This is a genomic window from Bradyrhizobium sp. USDA3516 (assembly GCF_057651995.1).
The window spans coordinates 402,342-423,690 of the sequence record NZ_JBYGYN010000003.1 but is presented as its reverse complement, the minus strand read 5'-3'; the positions used below and the strand labels follow the sequence as shown (position 1 = coordinate 423,690).

Here is a 21,349-nt window from a genome sequence, read left to right as displayed (position 1 = left end):
AGGTGGATATCTCGTGAGATGCAGCGATGAAACGCCGCTGTCATCCTGTCCGCTGTGAATCAAAAGCGTCGTTCAACCGGCGGTCGGGCGGTTCCGGTTTACCGCTGGCTCCGGACAACTCGCCGCGACGCACTCATGGAAGCGATGGGCCCCGAGTGGACTGCGTCTACCCAGCCGGGTCCGTTCCTCCACGATGACCAAAGGGAAATCAAGCGTGGCAGGGCGCTGCCGACGGCGGAATCATTGGCCCGCCGCCGCAGCGGCAGTCGCCAGATATTTCCCGTAGAATTCTGCGACCCGGCCGCGCCACATGCCGACGAACGCTTCCGACGTCACGTTGTCGACCGATTTCCAGGTGCGCTTGAAGGCCGGAAGTGCATTGCCCCAGATCGCGCGTTTGCACCACCTCTCGCCCTTCTCCTTGCCTTCGCCGGTGGCGCACATGGATTTCCACGCGAGGCGAGCGGGCTTGCTGATGTGCTCGGCGGCGCCTTCCCAGCCCTGCTGATGGATCAGGTAGAGATCGCTCATGTCCGGCTTGCGGTGGGTGATCCACTGGAACAGGACGCCTTCGGTGATGATCTTGTAGGCGGCCGCAACGGCGTTATCCCGCGGACTGCGAATCTCACCGACGCCGAACTTCCCGAACTCGTAATAGCTCAGCTGAAACAGCCCGATATACGAGCCGGTGCGTTGATTGGGGTTGAAGCCGGATTCGATCTTGGCAACCGCCATCATGAAATTGACATCGAGGCCGAACGCGTCGGCAGCGCGCTTGATCTCCTCGGTCGGCGTTCCCACTGGAATGTCCCTGAACGCACGCAAGACGATCTCCGCCGGCTTCTCGGCGGGCGGCAGTTCGGACCAGACGTAGTAGATCAGATGACGGAAATCCTGCGTCGACGCCGCCTTCGGAGCACCGCTCGACGCATCGCGCTCCGGCGGCAGCGTTTGCACGACATCCTGTCCCAACGACGCCAGTTTGGGCCCTACGGGTTCATCGACGATCTCGGCTTCGCTGAGTGGCGGCAAGGAACCTGCCGACGTCGCTGTGACAGGCTCTGCTCGTTCCGCCCGCAGCGCTGCCGCGAGTCTGGCGGCTGCCTCTGCGTACACGTCAGGCGTCACCACGCTCGCGGGAGCTGCCATGCTCGCCGCAGCCGGTATGCTCGCTGCCGCTTGCGACATGACATCCGGCACCGTCGCGGCCGGTCTGTTGGCCGCGGCCAGAAAAAGTCCCACGGATGCGAGCACAGCCACGACGCAGCCGGTCTGCCAGGCCTTCATTGCCCGAAGTCCACCAATGGCTTCTGTACGAAGGCTGTTCGCATGGTCCTGCGGCCTGTGGGTGAGTACTCTTGGTAGAATCTTAAGGTTTAAATGTGGTGAACGAGGGCAGGATTGCCGCCTGCGACCCGACGTGTTCCCCTTTGGGTCACAATCGGCGGTCCAGACCTCTGCAATCAGTTTCCGCTCTACACCCTAGAGCCGACGCCCCACCGAGCATTCCGCTGGGCAGCGATGGGCCCCCATAGCCGGCGTTGTCTCGCCACGCACTCCCCTCAGGAAAGCGGGAGATCGCCTCTGACGCGCGGCCCCCAAAAGCTCGCCTTTTTGTTGCGCCGCCGACACACCAGCCGGCAATCAAGCAGGGAACGAGAAAGGCACGCTGCGCGGCCGTGCCGCCTGGGCGCATGACTACAACCCGGACCGCAGCATCAGCGCGACGTTCCAGACGCTGCCTGGCGCATCGTTCGTCGTCAATGGCGCGCGACAGGCCGCCGATGCGGCATTGGTGACGGGCTCTGCCGAAATGAAGTGGATCAACAGCTGGTCGATGGCCGGCACGTTCGAGGGCGAGTTCTCCAACGTCACCGAGAGCTATGCGGGCAAGGGCGTGGTCCGATACGCCTGGTAGTTCTCGGACCTCTTGCAAGTCTGCTTCGGGTCAAAAGCGCCGGTTTGAACGCACCGCTTCACTTCCGGTGTGCCCCGATTAGCAGCCCATTTCTGATCCAAACCGAACTTCGCCATCGGCCCAGAAGCAGACTAACACGATCGCGGTAGCCTATTGCAGTTTGCAGATCTCCATAAGCGGAATGCCCGCACCAAACTTACCATTCACACATCTTCATCAATAGGAAGAAGAACTCAGTACTTGGCGACGACCGGGCCACCAAAGTGATAGTTCACACCGACACGGACGGTCTGAATGTTGGGGTTGGAGTGTACGTGGTTGATCGTACCCCCCGTGAAAGCGAACGGCGGGAAGTTCACGAAGGTGGAAGTCGTCGTGAAGTTTTCGAAGCCCATATAAAGGTACTCAGCCTTCACGCTCCAATTCGGGGTGAACTTGTACTCACCGCCCACGCCAGCCACCCAGCCAATCCGGAATTGATTGGTGGTCGCCAAGTTGTAGCCCGAGCCCCCTGAGGCCGCCAAGGTCGAACAGGTCGGCAGACGGACACCTCCAGTGTTGCAATCACGATAGTCGAAGTCAGCAAAGGCGACGCCGCCGGTCACGTACAGCAGCCAATTGCCCATGCCGCCTGTGAAGCCCAGCCTACCGCGGACCGTGCCGAAGCCCCGAACCCTGTAGTCTTGCGTCTGCGTGAAGTCACCACCGAAGCCGGTCGGCGGCAGTGCGTTACGAACGCTATGAAAGTCGGCCCAGTCGTAGTCGCCTTCGATGCCCAGAACAAACTGGCCGGTCTGCCAATTACAGCCGATCTGGCCGCCAGCCGCGGCGCTGTCAGACGTGTGGCTCGCGAGTGACGAAGCGTTGATCGCAACCGCACTGCCCGGACCAATCGCCGTACCGCCCGGCACCGGGTTCCACGACGAGCCGACCCTGTGCTCCGCCCAGCCGCCGTTGACACCGACATAGCAGCCCGTCCAAGTTGCAACGGCTACTGGCGCGGCCAACGGGCGAGCCTTCAGAGCCATGTCGGCGGCAGAGGCCGCGCCGGCAGCGGCAAAGGAAATAAGTCCGGTCAGGACTACAATCAATTTCTTGGTCAAGTGCGCCCCTCAATTTCAATCGAAATCTGACCAAATGACCTCCCTTTTAAGATGCATAGACAGATAGAGCTATCGGAAACGCGGCGACAACGGCGGTCTGCCAGCGTCTGTGGCACCTCCGCCACAGTCGGGCTTCCACACCCTATCCGTACGCTCCGTCCGCTTCGGGTCAGAAGCCGCTGTGAAAGGCGGGTCTGCCGGTTGTCTGGTCCGCCCCGAAGAGCGGCCATCATCGCACGCAGGCGAAGGGGCAGCAACGCGCCACCAGCGGCGAGCACCTTGAGCGCGGTGGCTAGGGCAAAGCAACGATATCGCAGGCTCTTGCTGGGCTGCCGGCGATCAAGCGATCAGGAGCGCCACCGCCTGCAGCGCGTCGACCCGCAGAGCGGATTGCGCGCGCGAAGCGATCGTCAGCTCGACGACGGTGGCACTGAGCAACGGGAGGGGCGCCTTGGCCCAATCCTTCCGATGCTGCCATTCTGCTCCTGTTTTGCCCGACGGTGCAACGGATTCTTAAAATCAGCAGAATGCGCAGCGGTCGTTCGACGAGTCGCGCTCGATGTGGCAGCCGGGTCGTGGTGACGACCAGATGCGCTAGCCCTCAATGACCCACGTTCCGCGATGATGGCATCATACGCCTGCTTTGCCCGACGATCAAGTAGATTTCGCAAAAACAGAAATTTGGCGTTTCGCGGGGCAGATCCCGGCTCGATTCGCGGTCGACGGCCGCGCCAATCCCATCGCGCCCGCAAGCCGTTGATATTGCTACCCCCGCCTACTGTGCATGGGGTTGTTTTCGAACTTTTGTCTTGGACGGCACGAAAGCGCCGCCGACCTGCGCGCCTGATCCGGCTCTCGCGGCTACTTCATCACCCGCAGGCCCTTGGTCGTGAACTTCTGCGTCTTGCCGCCTGATCGTAGCGGACGCCTGGTGCCGGCCGCCTTGCCGGTGCCGGGCGGCTGGTGCGCCGGCACGAGTTGGTGCGGCTGCGAGCCGATCAGGTCGCGGCGGCCCATCTCGATCAGGGCTTCGCGCAGCAGCGGCCAATTGTCGGGGTCGTGATAGCGCAGGAACGCCTTGTGCAGGCGGCGCTGGCGCAGGCCCTTGATCGCCTCGACCTTGTCGCTGCCGCCGCGGCGCACGCCGCGCAAGGGGTTGACGCCGGTGTGGTACATCGCGGTCGCGGTCGCCATCGGCGAGGGCAGGAAGGTCTGCACCTGGTCGGCGCGGTAGCGGTTCTTCTTCAGCCACAGCGCGAGGTTCATCATGTCCTCGTCGGTCGTGCCCGGATGCGCCGCGATGAAATAGGGGATCAGGTAGTATTTCTTGCCGGCGCGCTCGGCCGCCTCGTCGAACATGCGCTTGAACTTGTCGTAGGCGCCGATGCCCGGCTTCATCATCTTGTCGAGCGGGCCGCGCTCGGTATGTTCAGGCGCGATCTTCAGGTAGCCGCCGACGTGATGGGTGACGAGCTCCTTGATGTATTCGGGGCTCTCGACCGCGAGGTCGTAGCGCACGCCGGAGGCCACCATCACCTTCTTGATGCCTTTGGTCTCGCGCACCTTGCGATAGAGCCGGATCAGGTCGTCATGCGAGGTGTTGAGGTTCGGGCAGATCTCGGGGAAGACGCAGGAGGGACGGCGGCAGGCCGCCTCGACCTTCGGGTCCTTGCACGCCATCCGGTACATGTTGGCGGTGGGGCCGCCGATGTCGGAGATGACGCCGGTGAAGCCGGGCGTCTTGTCACGGATGCGCTCGATCTCGCGCAGGATCGAGCCTTCCGAGCGGTTCTGGATGATGCGGCCCTCGTGCTCGGTGATCGAGCAGAAGGTGCAGCCGCCGAAGCAACCGCGCATGATCGTCACCGAGAATTTTATCATGTCCCAGGCGGGGATTCTGGCCTCGCCGTAGGATGGATGCGGCGCGCGCGCATAGGGCAGGTCGTAGACCGCGTCCATCTCTTCGGTGGTGAGCGGGATCGGCGGCGGGTTGAGCCAGAGGTCGCGGTCGCCATGGCGCTGCACCAGCGGCCGCGCATTGCCGGGATTGCTCTCCCGGTGCAGCACGCGCGAGGCGCGCGCATAGGCTTCCTTGTCCTGCTCGACCTGCTCCAGCGCCGGCAGGCGGATCACGGTTGAACCCTTGTGGCGCGATGCGCCCTCGTCGGCGGACTCGAGATCGTCGGCGTGCAGCTCGGTGTAGTCGTCCGGCACTTTTCGGAACAGCGCCACGCCCCTGATGTCGTCGAGCTCGCGCGGCGCTTCGCCGGCGGCGAGCCGGTGCGCCACCTCGACCACGGCACGCTCGGCGTTGCCGTAGAGCAAGAGGTCCGCCTTGGCGTCGGCCAGCACCGAGCGGCGCACCTTGTCGGACCAGTAATCGTAATGCGCGATCCGGCGCAGCGAGGCCTCGATGCCGCCGAGCACGATCGGCACGTCCTTGAACGCCTCGCGGCAGCGCTGGGCGTAGACGATCGTGCAGCGGTCCGGCCGCTTGCCGCCTTCGCCGCCCGCCGTATAGGCGTCGTCGCTACGGATGCGCCGGTCCGCGGTGTAGCGGTTCACCATGGAATCCATGTTGCCGCCGGTGACGCCGAAGAACACCTTTGGCTTGCCGAGCGCCCTGAACGGCTCCGCCGAATGCCAGTCCGGCTGCGCGATGATGCCGACCCGGAAACCCTGCGCTTCCAGCAGCCGGCCGATGATCGCCATGCCGAAGCTCGGATGGTCGACATAGGCGTCCCCGGTCACCAGCACGATGTCGCAGGCGTCCCAGCCGAGCGCATTCATCTCGGCGCGGCTCATGGGAAGAAACGGCGCCGGCTTGCGCGGGCGGGCCCGGGCCATCAGCGGCTTTTCGGCGGTGATCATCTGGGTGTCCATGGCGCCTACGCATAGGACCGGGGGCGGGCGAATTCAACCGCTCGCTGTGCCGATGCTGCGGTTCCGGCGCCGATCGGATCCGGCCGCGGGAACCAACCGCGCCCGCGGGCATTCTGGCTTAAGGGTTCGATGTGGGACCCGGGTTGCGCGCGCCTCCATCGTTTCGGCGTCCGTGACGTCGCCTCTGGCGATGGGGAAATCGTGGGTACGGTCATAGAGAACTTGCTGCTGCGGAAGCAGAAGCTGGTGGAGCAACTCGAACAGGCGCCGTCTGTCGAAGACCGCGACAGGATCGAGCACCAGCTCGAGCAGATCAACACCGCGCTCGATTTTCTGGACAGGCCGGGGTCGAAGGAGGAGCGGTAGACGCGCTCAATCCACCTTCAGCGCCTCCACCTTCAGCGCCTCCACCTTCAGCGCCTTGGCATAGACGATCCCCGAATTCGTGATGTGCATGGTCATCAGGGCTTCGAAGGCGGCGAACTCGCCGCGTGCGAACAGATCGAGCAGCTTGCGGTGCTCGTCGAAGGACGTGCGGGTGCGCACGTCGATCGGCGAGGTCAGATTGGTGCGGAGCGCGGCGACGCGGCCGGAGACGAGCTGATAGGATTCGGCGAGATAGCGGTTGCCGCAATGGGCGAACAGCGCCTCGTGTAACGCGGCATCGGCGCGGCCATAGGCGATGTTGTCCTTGGCCGCGACCGCCGGCTCCATCGCCGCGATCGCGGCGCTCATGGTCGCGATCGCGCCGTCGCGGTCATGGCGGAAGGCGAGCTCGGCGGCCTTCGGCTCCAGCGCGATGCGGAAGGTGCAGAGCGCGTTGATGTCGTCCGCGCTCGGCGTGAAGACGAAGCTGCCGACCTGCGGCCGGATCACCACCAGTCCCTGCGCCTGCAGCTGGCCCATGGCCTCGCGCACCGGCGTGCGGCTGACGCCGAAGGAATTGGCCACCATCTCCTCTGAGATGGCCGCGCCTAACGCGAACTCGCCGTCGATGATGGCCTGGCGCAGCCGCAGCATCACCCGCTGCGACAGCGATTTCGGCGTATCGAGCTTGAGCGATCGCATGGTGCGTTCAGATCACCTTGCCGGGATTGAGCAGGTGATCGGGGTCGAGCGCCGCCTTGAGCGTGCGCATCAGCGCGATCTCGGCCTCGCTCCTCGCATGGCCCAGCCATTGCTTCTTCAAAGTGCCGATGCCGTGCTCGGCGGAGACGCTGCCGCCGAGCTCGCGGACCAGACCGTAGATGATCGCGTCCATCTCCTCCTTCGGCTGCTGCGCAACGGAAAGGCCGGTGACCCAGGAGACGAGATGCAGGTTGCCGTCGCCGATATGGCCGTAATAGACGCTCTCGCAGCCCGCAATGCCGGCCGCGAGCGCGGCCTTGCAACGCGTGACGAACTCGTCCATGCGTGCCACCGCAAGGCCGATATCGTAGGAGATGTGCGGTCCCAGCACCTGGCCGAACTCGGCGCAGATGTCGCGCACGCGCCAGAAGCTCAGCGTCTGCGCCAGCGATTGCGCGACCGCGGCATCCGCCAGCAGCCCGCGCTCCATCAGGTCCTCGAGCCAGCTCTGGAAGCGCGGCGCATCCACGCTCTCGTCGGTGCCTTGCGCTTCCACCAGCACGTAGAGACCGTGGCCTGGCGCGACCGGCGGCTTCACGCCGGCGCGATTCGTGATCACGTCCCAATAATCCGGCCACATTACCTCGAAGGCCGACAGCAGCGGGCCGAGCCCTGAGCGCGCCGCGTCGAGCAGCGCGATCACCGCGTCATAGTCCTTCAACGCGCACAGCGCAGCCATGGTCGAGCGCGGCTTCGGGAACAGTTTCAGCACCACGCGGGTGATGATGCCGAGCGTGCCTTCCGAGCCGATGAACAGATGCTTCAGATCATAGCCGGCATTGTTCTTCATCAGCTTGTTGAGGCTGGTGATGATGGTGCCGTCCGGCAGCACCACTTCGAGACCGAGCACCAGCTCGCGCGTCATGCCGTAGCGGATCACGCGGTTGCCGCCGGCATTGGTCGAGAGGTTGCCGCCGATCGCGCAAGAGCCGCGCGAGCCGAGGTCGAGCGGAAAGAAGAAGCCGGCTTCGTCCGCCGCCTTCTGGATCGTCTCCAGCGGCGTGCCGGCCTTCACCGTCATCGTCATCGAGGCGCGATCGATCTCTTCGATGCCGGTCATGCGCTCCAGCGAGATCGCGACCCAGCCGGCTTCCGGCGAAGCGCCGCGGCACAGCCCGGTCAGTCCGCCCTGCGGCACGAACGGCAGATGCGCCTGCCGGCAGGTCCTAATCGCATCGGCGACGCCCTGCGCATCGACGGGGCGGATCACTGCCAAGGGCGTCTGCGGCAGGCTCGCGCTCCAGTCGTTGCAATTGCGCGCCGGCACGTCGGTGCCAACAAGCACCGCGGCCGCGCCGAGCCTGTCGCGCAACGCGCCGAGCAATTGGTCAGGTCGTCCGGCGGGGGTCACCATGTCCATGCGAGACCTCCTCAAGATCAGGCTGCGCTCATGGCGCGTGTGATTTGCATCAGTGTTGTATGTAAGGTACAAGAGCGAAAGTAAAGTAACAACAGAGCCTCGGCAAGCGCGAAAGATCGTTGAAGATCAGTGGCTTGACCCGGGACGGCAGCAATGGTGGTGTGATGGCGGAGGCGATTCGCGGGTTCTGGGTGGCGTCGGCGACGCCGCTGGCGACGGACGGCAGTGTGGACGCCGCCAAGCTCGCCGCGCACGCCAAGCACCTCTTCGGCAAGGGCGTCGACGGCGTCGTGCTGTTCGGCACCACCGGCGAGGGGACCTCATTCAATGCCGCCGAACGGATTGCGACGATCGAGGCGATGCTCGAGGCCGGGGTCGCGCCGGAGCGCATCGGAATCGGTGGCGGCTTTCCTGCCATCACCGACAGCATCGCGCTGACGCGCGCCGTGCTCGGCCTCGGCCTGCGCCACGTCTTGCTGCTGCCGCCCTATTTCGATCGGAGTGTCACGCCCGAGGGCATCGAGGATGCCTTTGCCGCCATCATCGATGGTGTTGCCGATGATCGCCTGCGCGCCTCGCTCTACCACATTCCACAAGTCTCGGGCGTTGCGATCCCGACGACAGTCGCCGCAAGTCTGCGCAAGCGCTACGGCCAGGTGGTTGCGGGTCTGAAGGACTCCAGCGGCGACTTCAAGCAGTTCCAGGCCTTCCGTGCCGCCGCGCCCGAGCTCGCCATCACCGTCGGCAACGAAGCCGACATCGCCCGCGCCATCGCCGCGGGCGGCGCCGGCACCATCTGCGGCATGGCCAACGTCGTGCCCGAGCTGGTCAAGGGCATGCTCGACGGCAGGGAGGTCGAAGCGCGCATGCAGGCGGCGATCGATATCGTGGTGAAGACTCCGTCCCTGGTCGCGACGCTGAAGGCGATCCTCGCGGCGCAGACCGGAGATGCAGGCTGGCTGCGCGTGCGTCCGCCGCTGCGCGCGTTGTCGAACGGCACTGCGTTCAAGCGGAAGCTCGACGAGTTGGTCGCTCCTGCCATCGCGTGATCGTCATTTCGGGCCACGCTCTGGCAGTTTCGCGTACAGCGTGTCGTGCACGGAGCACCGGCAATTCATGATTGCGGTTGAGCGTCCGCCTGCTCTTAGAACCATTCAACACTAGAGCGATTCAAGCCTGGCTACGGTTCTCCTGGATCTCGGCGGCTGTTACACGCGCACACTTCAATGCTCCTGACTTGAAGTGGAATGAAAGTGCGTGCCTTTGTGGATGGCCAGCGTGATAACGGCCATCGAGCTCGTGTCGGCAAGAGCCGCGCAGGTCTTCTCATCGGAGCAGCGGTGCTGCTCGTCGAATGTCCGTCCATCACGACGAGCGCACAGGCCCAATCGGCTCTGCCGCCGGTGACGGTGGAAGCTCCGGCGCCACGACCGAAGCCGGCCCGCGCATCGGATCAGTTCTCACGCCGCAACCAAGCCGTCGCGCGTCGCCAGCCGAGTCGCAATCCCGCACAAGCGGCGCCGACGCTATCGGAGCGCGCCGCTGCCGAAGCCGCTGCGCAACAGGCCGCAAAGCTCGGCTATCGAGCGATGCCGAGCTCGACCACGCTGCGCAGCGGCGCCTCGCCGCTCGACACCTCGCAGGCGGTCAACGTCGTGCCCGCGCAGGTGCTGAAGGATCAGCTCCCGCGCAACATCGACGACGCGCTGATCAACGTCTCCGGCGTCACCCAGACCAACACGCTTGCCGGCAGTCAGGACGCGGTGATCCGCCGCGGCTTCGGCGACAACCGCGACGGCTCGATCATGCGCAACGGCATGCCGCTGGTGCAGGGCCGCAGCCTCAATCCCGCGGTGGAAAGCGTCGAGGTGCTGAAGGGCCCGGCCTCGCTGCTCTACGGCATCATGGATCCCGGCGGCATCGTCAACACCATCAGCAAGCGGCCCGAGCTCTATCAGCATGGCTCGATCACGCTGCTCGGCTCGGCCTTCAGTGCCTCCAAGACCGGCGCCGACGGCCTACTCGACGTCACCGGTCCAATCGGCGACCAGGGGCTCGCCTATCGTTTCATCGGCTACGGCGTCAGCGAGGATTACTGGCGGAATTTCGGTCGTCACCGCGAGATGCTGGTTGCGCCCTCGCTCGCGTGGTACGGCCAGGACACCACGGTGCAGCTGAACTACGAGCACCGCGAGTTCATCTATCCGTTCGATCGCGGCACGGCGTTCATCAATGGCGCTCCGCTGGCGATCCCGGCCACGCGCCGGCTCGACGAGCCCTACAACAACGTCTGGGGGACGTCCGACCTGATCCAGGCCTCGGTCGAGCATCGCCTCAATCAGGACTGGAAGCTGTTTGCCGGGTACAGCTACAACACGGAGACCTTCAGCGCCAACCAGCTCCGCATCACCGGCGTCAACGCGATAACCGGCGTCGAGACCCGCAGCAATGACGGCACGCAGGGGTCGCTCAGCAATTCGAGCTATGGGACGTCCTACATCTCGGGCAACTTCTGGCTCGGCAGCATGCGGAACGAGGTGCTGTTCGGCGGCGACGGACAGTATCGCACGATCTACCGCGACAACCTGATCCGGCAGGCGGCTCCCTCCTTCAATGTCTACAACCCGGTCTACGGGCTGATCGGGCCCGGCACCACGGTGTCAAATACCGACAGCGCCCAGACCGACAAGCTCGGCCAGTGGTCGCTGTTCTTCCAGGACACGCTGCATCTGACCGAACGCTTCGCGCTGGTTGGCGGTGTCCGCTATATGGACTACGATCAGATCGCCGGTCGCGGAAAGCCATTCATCACCAACACCAACGTGTCGGCGGACGCCGTGCTGCCGCTCGGGGGCGCGATTTTCAAGCTCACCGATCAGATGTCGCTGTATGCCAGCTACACCCAGTCGCTGAAGCCGAACTCGACCATTGCTCCGCTGAGCAATAGCGGCGGCGTCGTGCTCGGATCGAACATCGCTCCCGAGGAGGGCACGCAGTATGAGGCCGGGCTCAAGTTCGATCTCGACAAGCGCCTCTCAGGCACGCTCGCGGTTTACGAGATCGAGAAGCAGAACGTGCTGGTCAGCCAGCTCAACACTGCGACCGGCCTCAACGTGTACACCGCGGCCGGCAAGGTCCGCTCGCGCGGACTTGAGATCGACGTCACCGGCCGTCTCTCCGACAATTGGAGCATGATCGGAAGCTATGGCTACACCGATGCGCGTGTGATCGAGGATCCGACATATGCCGGCAAGCAGCTCCAGAACGTTGCGATGAATACGGCATCGCTCTACCTGGTCTATGATTTTGGGACGGTGCTTCCCGGCCAGCTCAGGTTGGGCGGCGGTGCGCGCTATGTCGGCGACCGGCCAGGCGATGCGTTGAATACGTTCGTGCTGCCGTCCTATGTGGTCGCAGATGTCTTCGCGACCTATGAGACGAAGCATCAGGCGCTGCCCGTCATCTATCAGCTCAACGTCAAGAACCTGTTCGACACCGTCTACTATACTTCTGCGCAGAACAATCTGGGCGTTGCCCTCGGCGACGCGCGCCGGGTGTCTGTCTCGGCGACGGTGAAGTTCTAGCCATGGCCGCGCGCGTAGGACCCACGGTCAAGGCGGTCCTGCTCCAGGTCCATTCCATCGCGGGCCTGCTGCTCGCGCTGCTGCTTACCCTGATCGCGCTGAGCGGCGCGATCATGAGTTTCGAGGACGAGATCGTCGATCATCTCAACGCCGGCATCATGCACGTCGTGCCGCACCAGATGCCGGCGCTGATGCCGGACGAGCTGGTCGGGCGGCTGAAGGCGGGGCGGGATTTCGGCCAAGCCTCAAGTCAGGTCTCGGCCGTCATGCTGTCGAGCGATCCGACTGCGGCCGTGCGGGTTCGCTTCGCGCGCGACGAGCAGGGCGATCGGCCGAATTCGCTCTATGTCGACCCCTTTGATGCGCGCGTGCTCGGGGCGCCGCGCGGCGAGGAATTTTTCGCGACGGTTCGCAAGCTGCATCGCTGGCTGCTGATATCAGGCGATGCCAAAGGCTGGGGCCGCCAGATCACCGGTGTGGCCGCGCTCGGCCTGATCGTCATGCTGGTCTCGGGCCTCGTGCTGCGCTGGCCACGTCGCGCGCGCAGCGTGAAGATGTGGCTCAAGCCCAATCTCGGTCTCAGTGGACGCGGACTGCATCGCTCACTGCATGCGGTGATCGGCACCTGGGTTCTTCCAGTCTATCTGGTGATGACGCTCACAGGGCTCTGGTACTCGTTCGACTGGTACAAGGACGGCGTGGTCTGGCTGCTGTCGCGTCCAGAAGTCTCTGCTGCAAAGATGCAGCCAAAAATGTCCGCGAAGGCGCCGCGCGCGCCGGCCCGTGCCGAACCGGCCCAGCCGATCGGGTTCGATCTGGCATGGACGACATTCCGGCGTGAGGAGGGCGGCCGCTTTGCCAGGGCCTTGCTGACGCTGCCGCCCAGCCCAGGCACAGTGATACGGATCCGGTCGTGGGGGAGGGATTCGACGCTCGACACCACGCGCGATGAATTCCGCATCGATGCGGTCACCGGTCAGATCGCCTCCGCGGAACGTTACGCCGACAAGACGTTCGGCGAGAAGATCATCGCCAACATGCTCGATATCCATCGCGGGGCGGTGCTGGGCTGGCCCGGCAAGCTCGCCTTCATGATTGCCGCGGCCCTGATGCCGCTGTTCTCGGTCACCGGCATTCTGCTCTATCTGTCGCGCCGCAAGCTACGGCGCCCGGCGCAGCCGCTGGGGCACCTCGTTCCAGGCGAGTAATGGAGCCTCCGGCCGAGCCGTTGTCCGCTCCGGCCACAACACTCCGCGTGTGCCATGAACACGAGGTGCTTGTGTCCGGTTACGCAAAGTGGTTCTTTGCACGCAAAAGTCGCGGAGAGCTTGATGGCGCGGTCCGAACGAGACGAGATTGAAGAAACGGCGCTGCCCGCGGTGCTCGTCCGGCGTAGTGACCTGCCCGTGCCCCTGAGCCATCCCTCGCGGAGCTTCTTCGGCGGGCTTCCCAAGTTGCCGCCGCAACTTGATTGGCCGACGGCAGAGGTCAGGGCGTGTGAGGCGCTGGAAGCGGCTGCGCTGACATTCGTGGCTCAGATTGACCTCGCCGACGTGCCTGGAGCCGGCTGGTCGCCGCTTCCGACGCGGGGTACCCTTTATTTCTTCTGCAGTTCTGTGTTCGTTGGCGAAGGACATCCGCCCTGTCGCGTGCTTTATAGCCCGAGGGACGGTGGCGCGTATCCCGACCGCGCGCCGCCGCCGGACCTGATGCCGTTGGCAGGCACCAAGGGTGATCGCCAGGTTAAATGGCTCGATCCCAACCAGGATCTTCATTCCAAGGTGGAGTTCAAATATCCGATCACCTTCCGACCGTTCCGTGACTTCTACTTCCGGGAGGACTCCGTGGGAGGGGAGCTTATGGTCAGGGAATTACGCAAGGCGCTGGGTCCGGGGAAGCCGGACCAGGATGATCTGCTTCAATTCCGAGGCGTCCGCGAATACGAGAAGGACGAAGCTTGGCCATTCAACTGGCTCCTGATCACGTTCGTGGTCCGGTCTGTACTGTCGTACGTCCAGGGCGATCTGACATGTGGATTTTATGGCAAGCCGCTCACCGACGAAGCAACTTTGGAATTGAAGCGCCTTCGCGCTGGTGCGATCGGGTGGCTAGAACGCTGTCGGGCGCTGACCCCCATGGATGACGTCGATCCGGATACAAAAGCGAGCTTCAGATCCTGGTGGTTCAACATCGTGCACACCTACGGGGAGCTGGCCGAGCAGGTGCCCACATATGCGAGTACAATCGTGGACTGCCTCGGCGATGCCATCAACCATACGGTCCGCTGCATGGTGACCCACGATACGGATATTTCCGACCATGCGCCCTCCAGCTACGTCACGAATCTGGCGCGGCAGAATCACTGGAAAACGCCGAGTGTGGACGAGGGCAAGCGCCGTCACTTCAGAACAGCGCTTCATCAGATGCTGGGATACGGCAGCGGCCCGCAAGATTCGACCGAGGTGCATTTGGAAGACGTGTTGTTGCTTCAAATTCAGGGTGATCGCGCTTTCTTCGATTGGCACTCCGACATCGGTGGTGTGCTCCATTTTTGGATCGACCGCGATGCTCTTGCTCAACGCGATTTCTCCAAGGCCGTTGCCACGTACGAGTGCGGCTAGCCCTGCTGTTCTCCGATATCACTGGTCAACGCCGCTGTGATGGTTCAAAAGCTCCTGGCTCCTCTCTCAAGGTCCCCGCCATGAAGCTGCCCACGGTCACCCCTGCCGATACCCGCCGCGCGCTGCTGCTGCGCGAGGAGATCGCGCTGCTCGATCTCAGATACGAGGCGGGCTTTGCCACCGGTCATCCGCTGTTTGCCGCCAACATGGCCGTCGACCGGATCGCGATCGAGGCCGAGGTGCGGCTGCCGCGCAAGGACGTTGCGATCGTGCTCTATGATGACGGTGAGGGGCTGGTCGCGACCGGCGCCGAACGTCTGGCTGCGCTCGGCTACACCAATGTCAGCGCACTCGACGGCGGGCTGAAGGCCTGGCGTGATGCGGGCTACGAAATGTTTGAGGACGTCAACTCGTATTCCAAGGCGTTCGGCGAGCTGGTCGAGTCGCGCCGCCACACGCCCTCGCTCACCGCCGACGAGGTCGCAAAGCTCATCGCCGACAAGGCCAATATCGCCATCCTCGACGTCCGCCGTTTCGACGAATATGCGACCATGAACATCCCGGGCTCGGTGAGCGTGCCCGGCGCGGAGCTGGTGTTGCGCGCGGGGCAGGCCGCGCCAAATCCTGAGACCACCATCATCGTCAATTGCGCCGGCCGCACCCGCTCCATCATCGGCACGCAATCGCTGATCAATGCCGGCGTGCCGAACAAGGTGCGCGCGCTGCGCAACGGCACCATCGGCTGGACGCTGGCATATCATACGCTCGATCACGGCGCCGACAGGCGCGCTCCGATCGGCCCGTTCGAGGGCGGCCCGGCCAATGCCCGCGACGTCGCCTATCGTGCCGGTGTCCGTCACATCGGCGCGAACGAGATGGCTACGCTTGTCGCAGAGACGCATCGCACACTGTATCGCTTCGACGTGCGCGATGTTGAAGACTACGCGGCCGGCCATCTCCCCGGCTTCCGCCATTATCCCGGCGGCCAGCTCGTGCAGGAAACCGACATGGCTGCGCCGGTGCGCGGCGCGCGTATCGTCCTGACGGACGACAGGAACATCCGCGCCGACATGACGGCGTCGTGGCTGGCGCAGATGGGTTGGGAAGTCTATGTGCTCGAGGGCGGCTATGACGGCGCGCTCGAGGTCGGCCCGCCGCCCGCCTTGCCCAAGCCCGATCCGGCCCACCGCTACCGGCGACCCTATGAAGGCACTGATGTAGGCGAAGCTGCGATGCAGGCCTATCTCGATTGGGAATACGGTCTCGTCGAGCAACTCCGCCGCGACGGCACGCACGGCTTCTATGTGATTTGAGCGAGCTCTGGGATGCCAAGTGCACCCATCGCCTCGTTCTCCCCGTATCCCAGCCCTATTGTGCTGTGCACCGCCCGCGGTCTATGTGCTCAGGCAAAGCTGCCACTTACGGAGATGCCATGCCAGCCCCCGGCCAAAGCCCTGAGCGAAGCGCCAAGGCGCTGCTGCTCGAAGGCGTCAATGACAGCGCTGTCGACCTTTTCAAGGGCGCGGGCTTCACCAATGTCGAACGGCTGACCAAGGCGCTGGACGGCGCGGATCTGCGGCGCGCGCTCGAAGGCGTGTCGCTGCTCGGCATCCGTTCGCGCACCGAGATCACCGATGAGGTGCTGGGGGCGGCGGACCAGCTTCTCGCGGTCGGCTGCTTCAGCGTCGGCACCAACCAGGTCGATCTTTCGGCGGCGCGCAAGCGCGGTATTCCCGTCTTCAACGCCCCGTTCTCCAACACGCGCAGCGTCGCCGAGCTCGTGATCGGCGAGATCGTGATGCTGCTGCGGCGGATCTTTCCGCGCTCGGTGTCGGCGCATGCCGGAGGCTGGGACAAGTCGGCGGCCGGCAGCCGCGAGGTGCGCGGCCGCACGCTCGGCATCGTCGGCTACGGCAATATCGGCTCCCAGCTTTCCACCTTGGCCGAAGCCATGGGCATGCGCGTGATCTATTTCGACCGCACCGACAAGCTTCGCCATGGCAACACCGAGCCGGTCGAGAAGCTGGAAGATCTGCTGGCGCAGAGCGATGTGGTCAGCCTGCACGTGCCGGAGACGCCGGAGACTGCGGGCATGATCGGCGAGACGGAGCTGCGGGCGATGAAATCAGGCTCGTTCCTGATCAACAACAGCCGCGGCACCGTGGTCGATCTCGATGCGCTGGCGCGTGCCTTGCGCGATGGCCATCTCGCCGGCGCGGCCGTCGACGTCTTTCCCGTCGAGCCCTCGTCGAATGCCGATCGTTTCAAGAGTCCCATTCAGGGCCTCGAGAACGTCATCCTCACCCCGCATATCGGCGGCTCGACCGAGGAGGCGCAGGAGCGGATCGGCGGCGAGGTCGCGCGCAAGCTGGTCGATTATTTCATCACCGGCTCGACCATGGGCGCGGTGAATTTTCCGGAGGTGCAGCTGCATCTTCGCCCGTCCGGCGCGCGCTTCAGCCATGTCCATCGCAACGTGCCGGGCATGTTGCGGCGGCTGAACGAGGTCTTCCTCCAGCGCGACATCAACATCGCCGCCCAATATCTGGAGACCGCCGGCGACCTCGGTTACGTTGTGCTCGACGCCGATCTCGGCGGTCAGGATTCCGGCGAGCTGCTTCGGCAGATCCGCGGCCTCGAGGGAACGGTCGGCGCGCGGCTGGTGTTCGAGCATTGAAGCGTCTTCGAGCGACGTGGATACAAAGAAGCGTCGACCCGAATCCTGAGCCACTCCGTTACGATCGCATCGGAATGGAAATAGCTCGAGACCATCCCACGTTCCGGTTGCAACTTGTAGCAATTGCTCCCAGACTGTTGTCGAATTCGGCCGGGTCGAAAATCGCGTCGAATTTGAGCTTCAGTTGCGTGAGTGTCCGCCATGGAACGGGACGGCGTACTGATTGATCTCGCGCTTCAGGGCGGCGGTTCGCACGGCGCCTTCTCCTGGGGTGTGCTCGACCGTCTTCTGGAAGAGAAATGGCTGGAGATTGCCGCGATCTCCGGAACCTCCGCAGGCGCGATGAATGCGGCGGTTCTGGCGGACGGCTGGACAGCCGGCGGCGCCGAGGGCGCGCGAGAGGCGCTCGACCGATACTGGCGCCGTGTCTCCAAGGCCGCGGCCTTCAGCCCGCTGCAACGCTCTCCGCTCGACCGCTTGATGGGGCGCTGGACCCTCGATACGTCGCCCTTCTACATTCTCACTGATTTGATGTCGCGTGTGCTGTCGCCCTACGACCTCAATCCGACCGGCTACAATCCGCTGCGTGCGGTGCTGGCCGAGAGTATCGATTTCGAACGCCTCGCGCGCTCCCCGATCCAGCTGTTCATCACCGCGACCAGGGTACGCACCGGGCGCGGCCGTATCTTCCGCAACGCGGAGATCACGGCGGATGTGCTGCTGGCATCGGCCTGCCTGCCGACCATGTTCCGCGCGATCGAGATCGACGGCGAGCCCTATTGGGACGGCGGCTTTGCCGGCAACCCGACGATCACGCCGCTGGTTCGGGAGAGCGACGCGCACGACACCATTCTCGTCCAGATCAATCCGACCGAGCGGCTGGAGGAGCTGCGGACGGCTGCGGAGATCCTCAACCGGGTCAACGAAATCTCATTCAACTCGCCGCTGATGAAGGAGCTGCGCATGATCGCGCTGCTGCGCCAGGCGGCCGATCCGGGCAGCGGCGAGGGCGCACGCTGGGCGAAGATGCGCACACACCGGGTCAAGAGCGACATGCTGGCGAAGTTCGGGGCCTCCTCGAAGCTCAACGCGGAGTGGGAGTTCGTCTCGATGCTGCGCGCCGAGGGACGCAAGGCTGCGGACGACTTCCTCGCCGAGCACGGCGCGGAGATCGGCCATCGTTCGACCGCCGATCTCGATATTCTGCTGTCGGAGTGCTGAGGCATGGGACTCCTCGGCCTCCTCGTCGGGCTCGGCCTGCTCGTCCTGTTCGCCTTCCGCGGCTGGAGCGTCCTGCTGCTCGCGCCGTTCGCCGCACTTGTTGCCGCGTTGTTCGGCGGTGAGCCGCTGCTCGCGAACCTGACCCAGGTGTTCATGGTGAACGCGGCGGGATTTCTGGCGCAGTTCTTCCCGATCTTTCTGCTCGGCGCCGTCTTCGGCAAGTTGATGGATGACACTGGCGCGGTGACGTCGGTCGCCGGTTTCATGGCGGAGCGCCTCGGCGAACGGCGCGCAATCCTGGCGGTCGTGCTCGCCGGCGCGCTGGTCATCTATGGTGGGGTCAGCCTGTTCGTTGCGTTCTTCGTCATCGTTCCCATGGCACGCTCGCTGTTTCGCGGCGCTTCGATTCCGCGTCGTCTGATCCCGGCCGCAATCGTGTTGGGAACGTCGACGTTCACGATGTCGGCCCTGCCCGGCACGCCGTCGATCCAAAATGCGATTCCGATGCCGTTCTTCGGCGCGACGCCGTTTGCCGCGCCGGGACTCGGCATCGTCGCCTCGCTCGTCATGCTCGGCACCGGATTGTGGTGGCTGCATCGCGCTGAAGCTGCGGCGCGCCGCGCTGGAGAAGGCTATGGCGACGATGCCGAGGGCGCGGTCGAGCAGGCCGCTGCCGACGAGCTCGTGCGCGAGCGCGCGACGACTGCCCGCGAGTTCGATCCGGCCGAGCTGCAGCACGGTCATCGCAGCGAGCGGCCATCGCCCGTGCTGAGCGCCATGGCGCCGCTCGTCGTCGTCGTGACCGTCAATCTGGTGATGTCGCTGGTGGTGCTGCCGCGGCTCGATGTCAGCTATCTCGCCGAGCAACGCTTTGGTGACACGACGCTTGCGGCCGTCGCAGGCGTATGGTCGGTCGCGGTGGCGCTGGCTGCCGCCATCGTCACAGCCATCGCGCTGAACTGGGTGCGCCTGCCGGCGCTGCGCCGGACCATGGACGCCGGGGCCAATGCGTCGGTCCTGCCTGCGTTCAGCGTCGCCAGTCGTCGGCTTCGGCGCCGTCGTGGCCTCGTTGCCCGCGTTCACGGTCGTGCGCGACTGGGTGCTGGCGATCGAAGGGGGGCCGCTGGTCTCGCTCGCCGTCGCGACCAACATCCTCGCCGCATTGACGGGGTCGGCATCGGGCGGCCTGACCATCGCCCTCGATGCCCTCGGCCCGACCTACGTCGAGCTTGCCGCGCGGACCGGCATCGACCTTGCGTTGATGCATCGCGTGGCGGTGATCGGTGCGGGTACCCTCGACATCCTGCCGCACAACGGCGCAGTGGTCAGCCTGCTCGCGATCTGCGGCCTGACACATCGTGACAGCTATGTCGACATCGTCATGGTGGGCATCGTGAGCTCGCTCCTGGCGCTGGTGGCTGTGATCGCCCTGGGCACTGCGCTGGGCTCGTTCTGACGGAAACCTGCGCGCCGTAGCGAACGCTCGTTTGACAACCGTCCCGCGCCCGGCTATCTATTTCGCATGCGAAATAACGGCGCCGGCGCGAGGCATCATCGGCTGATCTACCTGCTGAGCGTCGCCCATCGCCGGCTGCAGCGCTGGATGGCGGCGCGGCCCGAGAGCGCGGTGACGCCGGCGCAGGCGGGGCTGCTGTTCATCCTGGGCAAGCAGGACGGCATCCTGATGGGCGAGGCGGGCGCGGCGCTCGATCTCGGGCCGGCCGGCATTTCCGGTCTCGTCGACCGCACGGTGGCCGCGAAGCTGGTCGAGCGGCAGGCCGACCGCGAGGACGGCCGCGCCTCTCGCATCTGGTTGACGCCGAAGGGGCGCACCGCGCTCGCGCAGGCGAAGATGAGCGCAGCGGAGGTCAATGCGGCGCTGACGGAAGGTTTCACGGCCGCGGAAATCGACATCGTCGCACGCTGGCTGACGAGCATTCAGGGCAAGTTTCCAAGACGTTCAGACGACTAACCACGGAGCAGACCAATGACCGAGCACGTCCGGATCGAGAGCAGCGGCGGAATTCTCACCCTCACGCTGGCACGCCCCGACAAGAAGAACGCGCTGACCGATGCGATGTACGGCAAGCTCGCCGACGCGATCGAATCCGCCGAGCGCGACCCATCCGCCCGCGTGATCCTGATCCGCGGCGAGGGCGACATGTTCACCGCCGGCAACGACGTCGGCGAGTTTGCGGCCGTCGCGGCCGGCAAGTCCGAAGGCAGCCGCAACGTGGTGCGCTTCATCCAGTCGCTGGCGCGCTGCACCCGGCCGCTGGTCGCGGCCGTGCAGGGCCGTGCCGTCGGCGTCGGCACCACGATGCTGCTGCATTGCGATCTCGTCGTGCTCGCCGACAATGCGCAATTGTCGACGCCGTTCGTCAGCCTCGCGCTGGTGCCTGAAGCCGCCTCCAGCCTGTTGATGCCGGCCCGCATCGGCCACGCCCGCGCCTACGAGATGTTCGCGCTTGGCGAAAGCGTGCCGGCCAGGTCGGCGCTGGAATGGGGCCTCGCCAACCGCGTGGTGCCGCTCGACAAGCTCGATGCCGAAGCGCTTGCGCTGGCGCAGCGTCTCGCCCGCCAGCCGGCGGGCGCTCTCACCGCGACCAAGCGGCTGATGCGCAACGGCGAGGCGCTGGTCGCGCAGATGCAGGCCGAAGGCGAGCTTTTCGCGCAGCGCCTGCGCACCGCCGAAGCGCGCGAGGCGTTCACGGCGTTTGCGGAGCGCCGCCCGCCGGATTTCACCAGAATAGGATAGTATTCCGAATGGGTGCAGGTTGGATCGCTTCGATTCAACTCAAACCTTAACGAAACTTTGGCACGTGGCGGTTCAAGGTGACCTCTCCCCCGAGTT

General features: G+C 64.9%; 15 protein-coding genes and 2 pseudogenes. 12 read left to right on the top strand and 5 right to left on the bottom strand.

The genetic code is table 11. The features are described 5' to 3' along the window. Positions 1–240: 240 nt before the first annotated feature. On the bottom strand, positions 241–957 hold the full coding sequence (locus tag AC24YW_RS12245) for a transglycosylase SLT domain-containing protein (RefSeq protein ID WP_487482965.1): 717 nt from the start codon (positions 955–957) through the stop codon (positions 241–243). 703 nt (positions 958–1,660) lie between these two features. Between AC24YW_RS12245 and AC24YW_RS12240 the strand changes: the two are divergent. After that, positions 1,661–1,918: pseudogene (locus AC24YW_RS12240) on the top strand (autotransporter domain-containing protein); the annotation flags it as partial. A 233-nt stretch (positions 1,919–2,151) separates the two neighbouring features. Here the strand turns inward: AC24YW_RS12240 and AC24YW_RS12235 are convergent. After that, the gene (locus tag AC24YW_RS12235; RefSeq protein ID WP_487482964.1) at positions 2,152–3,021 is read right to left on the bottom strand and encodes an outer membrane protein; all 870 of its coding nucleotides are present in this window, start codon (positions 3,019–3,021) and stop codon (positions 2,152–2,154) included. An 861-nt stretch (positions 3,022–3,882) separates the two neighbouring features. After that, complete coding sequence (locus AC24YW_RS12230) at positions 3,883–5,904, bottom strand: YgiQ family radical SAM protein (protein WP_487482963.1); 2,022 nt, start codon at positions 5,902–5,904, stop codon at positions 3,883–3,885. Positions 5,905–6,105: 201 nt separating this feature from the next. Here AC24YW_RS12230 and AC24YW_RS12225 point away from each other — a divergent pair, with 201 nt between their 5' ends. Then, positions 6,106–6,270 (top strand): hypothetical protein, encoded by a 165-nt coding sequence (locus AC24YW_RS12225; RefSeq protein WP_487482962.1) that lies wholly within the window; start codon positions 6,106–6,108, stop codon positions 6,268–6,270. Positions 6,271–6,276: 6 nt separating this feature from the next. On the opposite strand, the gene AC24YW_RS12220 is transcribed toward AC24YW_RS12225, so the two are convergent. Further along, positions 6,277–6,972: a GntR family transcriptional regulator gene (locus AC24YW_RS12220; protein WP_487482961.1), complete on the bottom strand. Its 696-nt coding sequence runs from the start codon at positions 6,970–6,972 to the stop codon at positions 6,277–6,279. Positions 6,973–6,979: 7 nt separating this feature from the next. Beyond that, complete coding sequence (locus AC24YW_RS12215; RefSeq protein ID WP_487482960.1) at positions 6,980–8,392, bottom strand: FAD-binding oxidoreductase; 1,413 nt, start codon at positions 8,390–8,392, stop codon at positions 6,980–6,982. Between the two features lie 164 nt (positions 8,393–8,556). On the opposite strand from AC24YW_RS12215, the gene AC24YW_RS12210 reads away from it, so the two are divergent. The 10 genes and pseudogenes from AC24YW_RS12210 to AC24YW_RS12165 all read left to right on the top strand — a co-directional run bounded on the left by AC24YW_RS12210 (position 8,557) and on the right by AC24YW_RS12165 (position 21,253). Beyond that, positions 8,557–9,441 carry a dihydrodipicolinate synthase family protein gene (locus AC24YW_RS12210; RefSeq protein ID WP_487483299.1) on the top strand — a complete coding sequence of 295 codons (885 nt, stop codon included), beginning with the start codon at positions 8,557–8,559 and terminating at the stop codon, positions 9,439–9,441. Positions 9,442–9,639: 198 nt separating this feature from the next. Then, a complete protein-coding gene (locus tag AC24YW_RS12205; RefSeq protein WP_487482959.1) occupies positions 9,640–11,976 on the top strand; it encodes a TonB-dependent siderophore receptor in 2,337 nt (778 codons plus the stop codon). 2 nt (positions 11,977–11,978) lie between these two features. Next, positions 11,979–13,184, top strand: a complete 1,206-nt coding sequence (locus AC24YW_RS12200) for a PepSY-associated TM helix domain-containing protein (RefSeq protein ID WP_487482958.1) — start codon at positions 11,979–11,981, stop codon at positions 13,182–13,184. A 123-nt stretch (positions 13,185–13,307) separates the two neighbouring features. Then, positions 13,308–14,597, top strand: coding sequence for a DUF1963 domain-containing protein (locus tag AC24YW_RS12195; protein ID WP_487482957.1), 1,290 nt, complete (start codon positions 13,308–13,310; stop codon positions 14,595–14,597). Between the two features lie 80 nt (positions 14,598–14,677). Continuing rightward, positions 14,678–15,910: a rhodanese-like domain-containing protein gene (locus tag AC24YW_RS12190; RefSeq protein ID WP_487482956.1), complete on the top strand. Its 1,233-nt coding sequence runs from the start codon at positions 14,678–14,680 to the stop codon at positions 15,908–15,910. A 119-nt stretch (positions 15,911–16,029) separates the two neighbouring features. Then, complete coding sequence (serA, locus tag AC24YW_RS12185; RefSeq protein ID WP_487482955.1) at positions 16,030–17,274, top strand: phosphoglycerate dehydrogenase; 1,245 nt, start codon at positions 16,030–16,032, stop codon at positions 17,272–17,274. A gap of 201 nt (positions 17,275–17,475) precedes the next feature. Beyond that, a complete protein-coding gene (locus AC24YW_RS12180; protein ID WP_487482954.1) occupies positions 17,476–18,495 on the top strand; it encodes a patatin-like phospholipase family protein in 1,020 nt (339 codons plus the stop codon). 3 nt (positions 18,496–18,498) lie between these two features. After that, positions 18,499–19,951, top strand: a pseudogene (locus AC24YW_RS12175) (GntP family permease). Between the two features lie 66 nt (positions 19,952–20,017). Next, complete coding sequence (locus AC24YW_RS12170) at positions 20,018–20,467, top strand: MarR family winged helix-turn-helix transcriptional regulator (RefSeq protein ID WP_487482953.1); 450 nt, start codon at positions 20,018–20,020, stop codon at positions 20,465–20,467. 15 nt (positions 20,468–20,482) lie between these two features. Beyond that, positions 20,483–21,253 (top strand): enoyl-CoA hydratase, encoded by a 771-nt coding sequence (locus AC24YW_RS12165; protein WP_487482952.1) that lies wholly within the window; start codon positions 20,483–20,485, stop codon positions 21,251–21,253. The last annotated feature ends 96 nt before the right edge of the window (positions 21,254–21,349 follow it).

Bases quoted from the DNA above. Each gene is read 5' to 3' on its own strand.
- AC24YW_RS12230 (WP_487482963.1), bottom strand. From the start codon at position 5,904: ATGGACACCCAGATGATCACCGCCGAAAAGCCGCTGATGGCCCGGGCC.
- AC24YW_RS12220 (WP_487482961.1), bottom strand. From the start codon at position 6,972: ATGCGATCGCTCAAGCTCGATACGCCGAAATCGCTGTCGCAGCGGGTG.
- AC24YW_RS12215 (WP_487482960.1), bottom strand. From the start codon at position 8,392: ATGGACATGGTGACCCCCGCCGGACGACCTGACCAATTGCTCGGCGCG.
- AC24YW_RS12210 (WP_487483299.1), top strand. From the start codon at position 8,557: ATGGCGGAGGCGATTCGCGGGTTCTGGGTGGCGTCGGCGACGCCGCTG.
- AC24YW_RS12205 (WP_487482959.1), top strand. From the start codon at position 9,640: ATGAAAGTGCGTGCCTTTGTGGATGGCCAGCGTGATAACGGCCATCGA.
- AC24YW_RS12200 (WP_487482958.1), top strand. From the start codon at position 11,979: ATGGCCGCGCGCGTAGGACCCACGGTCAAGGCGGTCCTGCTCCAGGTC.
- AC24YW_RS12195 (WP_487482957.1), top strand. From the start codon at position 13,308: ATGGCGCGGTCCGAACGAGACGAGATTGAAGAAACGGCGCTGCCCGCG.
- AC24YW_RS12190 (WP_487482956.1), top strand. From the start codon at position 14,678: ATGAAGCTGCCCACGGTCACCCCTGCCGATACCCGCCGCGCGCTGCTG.
- serA (WP_487482955.1), top strand. From the start codon at position 16,030: ATGCCAGCCCCCGGCCAAAGCCCTGAGCGAAGCGCCAAGGCGCTGCTG.
- AC24YW_RS12180 (WP_487482954.1), top strand. From the start codon at position 17,476: ATGGAACGGGACGGCGTACTGATTGATCTCGCGCTTCAGGGCGGCGGT.
- AC24YW_RS12170 (WP_487482953.1), top strand. From the start codon at position 20,018: ATGCGAAATAACGGCGCCGGCGCGAGGCATCATCGGCTGATCTACCTG.
- AC24YW_RS12165 (WP_487482952.1), top strand. From the start codon at position 20,483: ATGACCGAGCACGTCCGGATCGAGAGCAGCGGCGGAATTCTCACCCTC.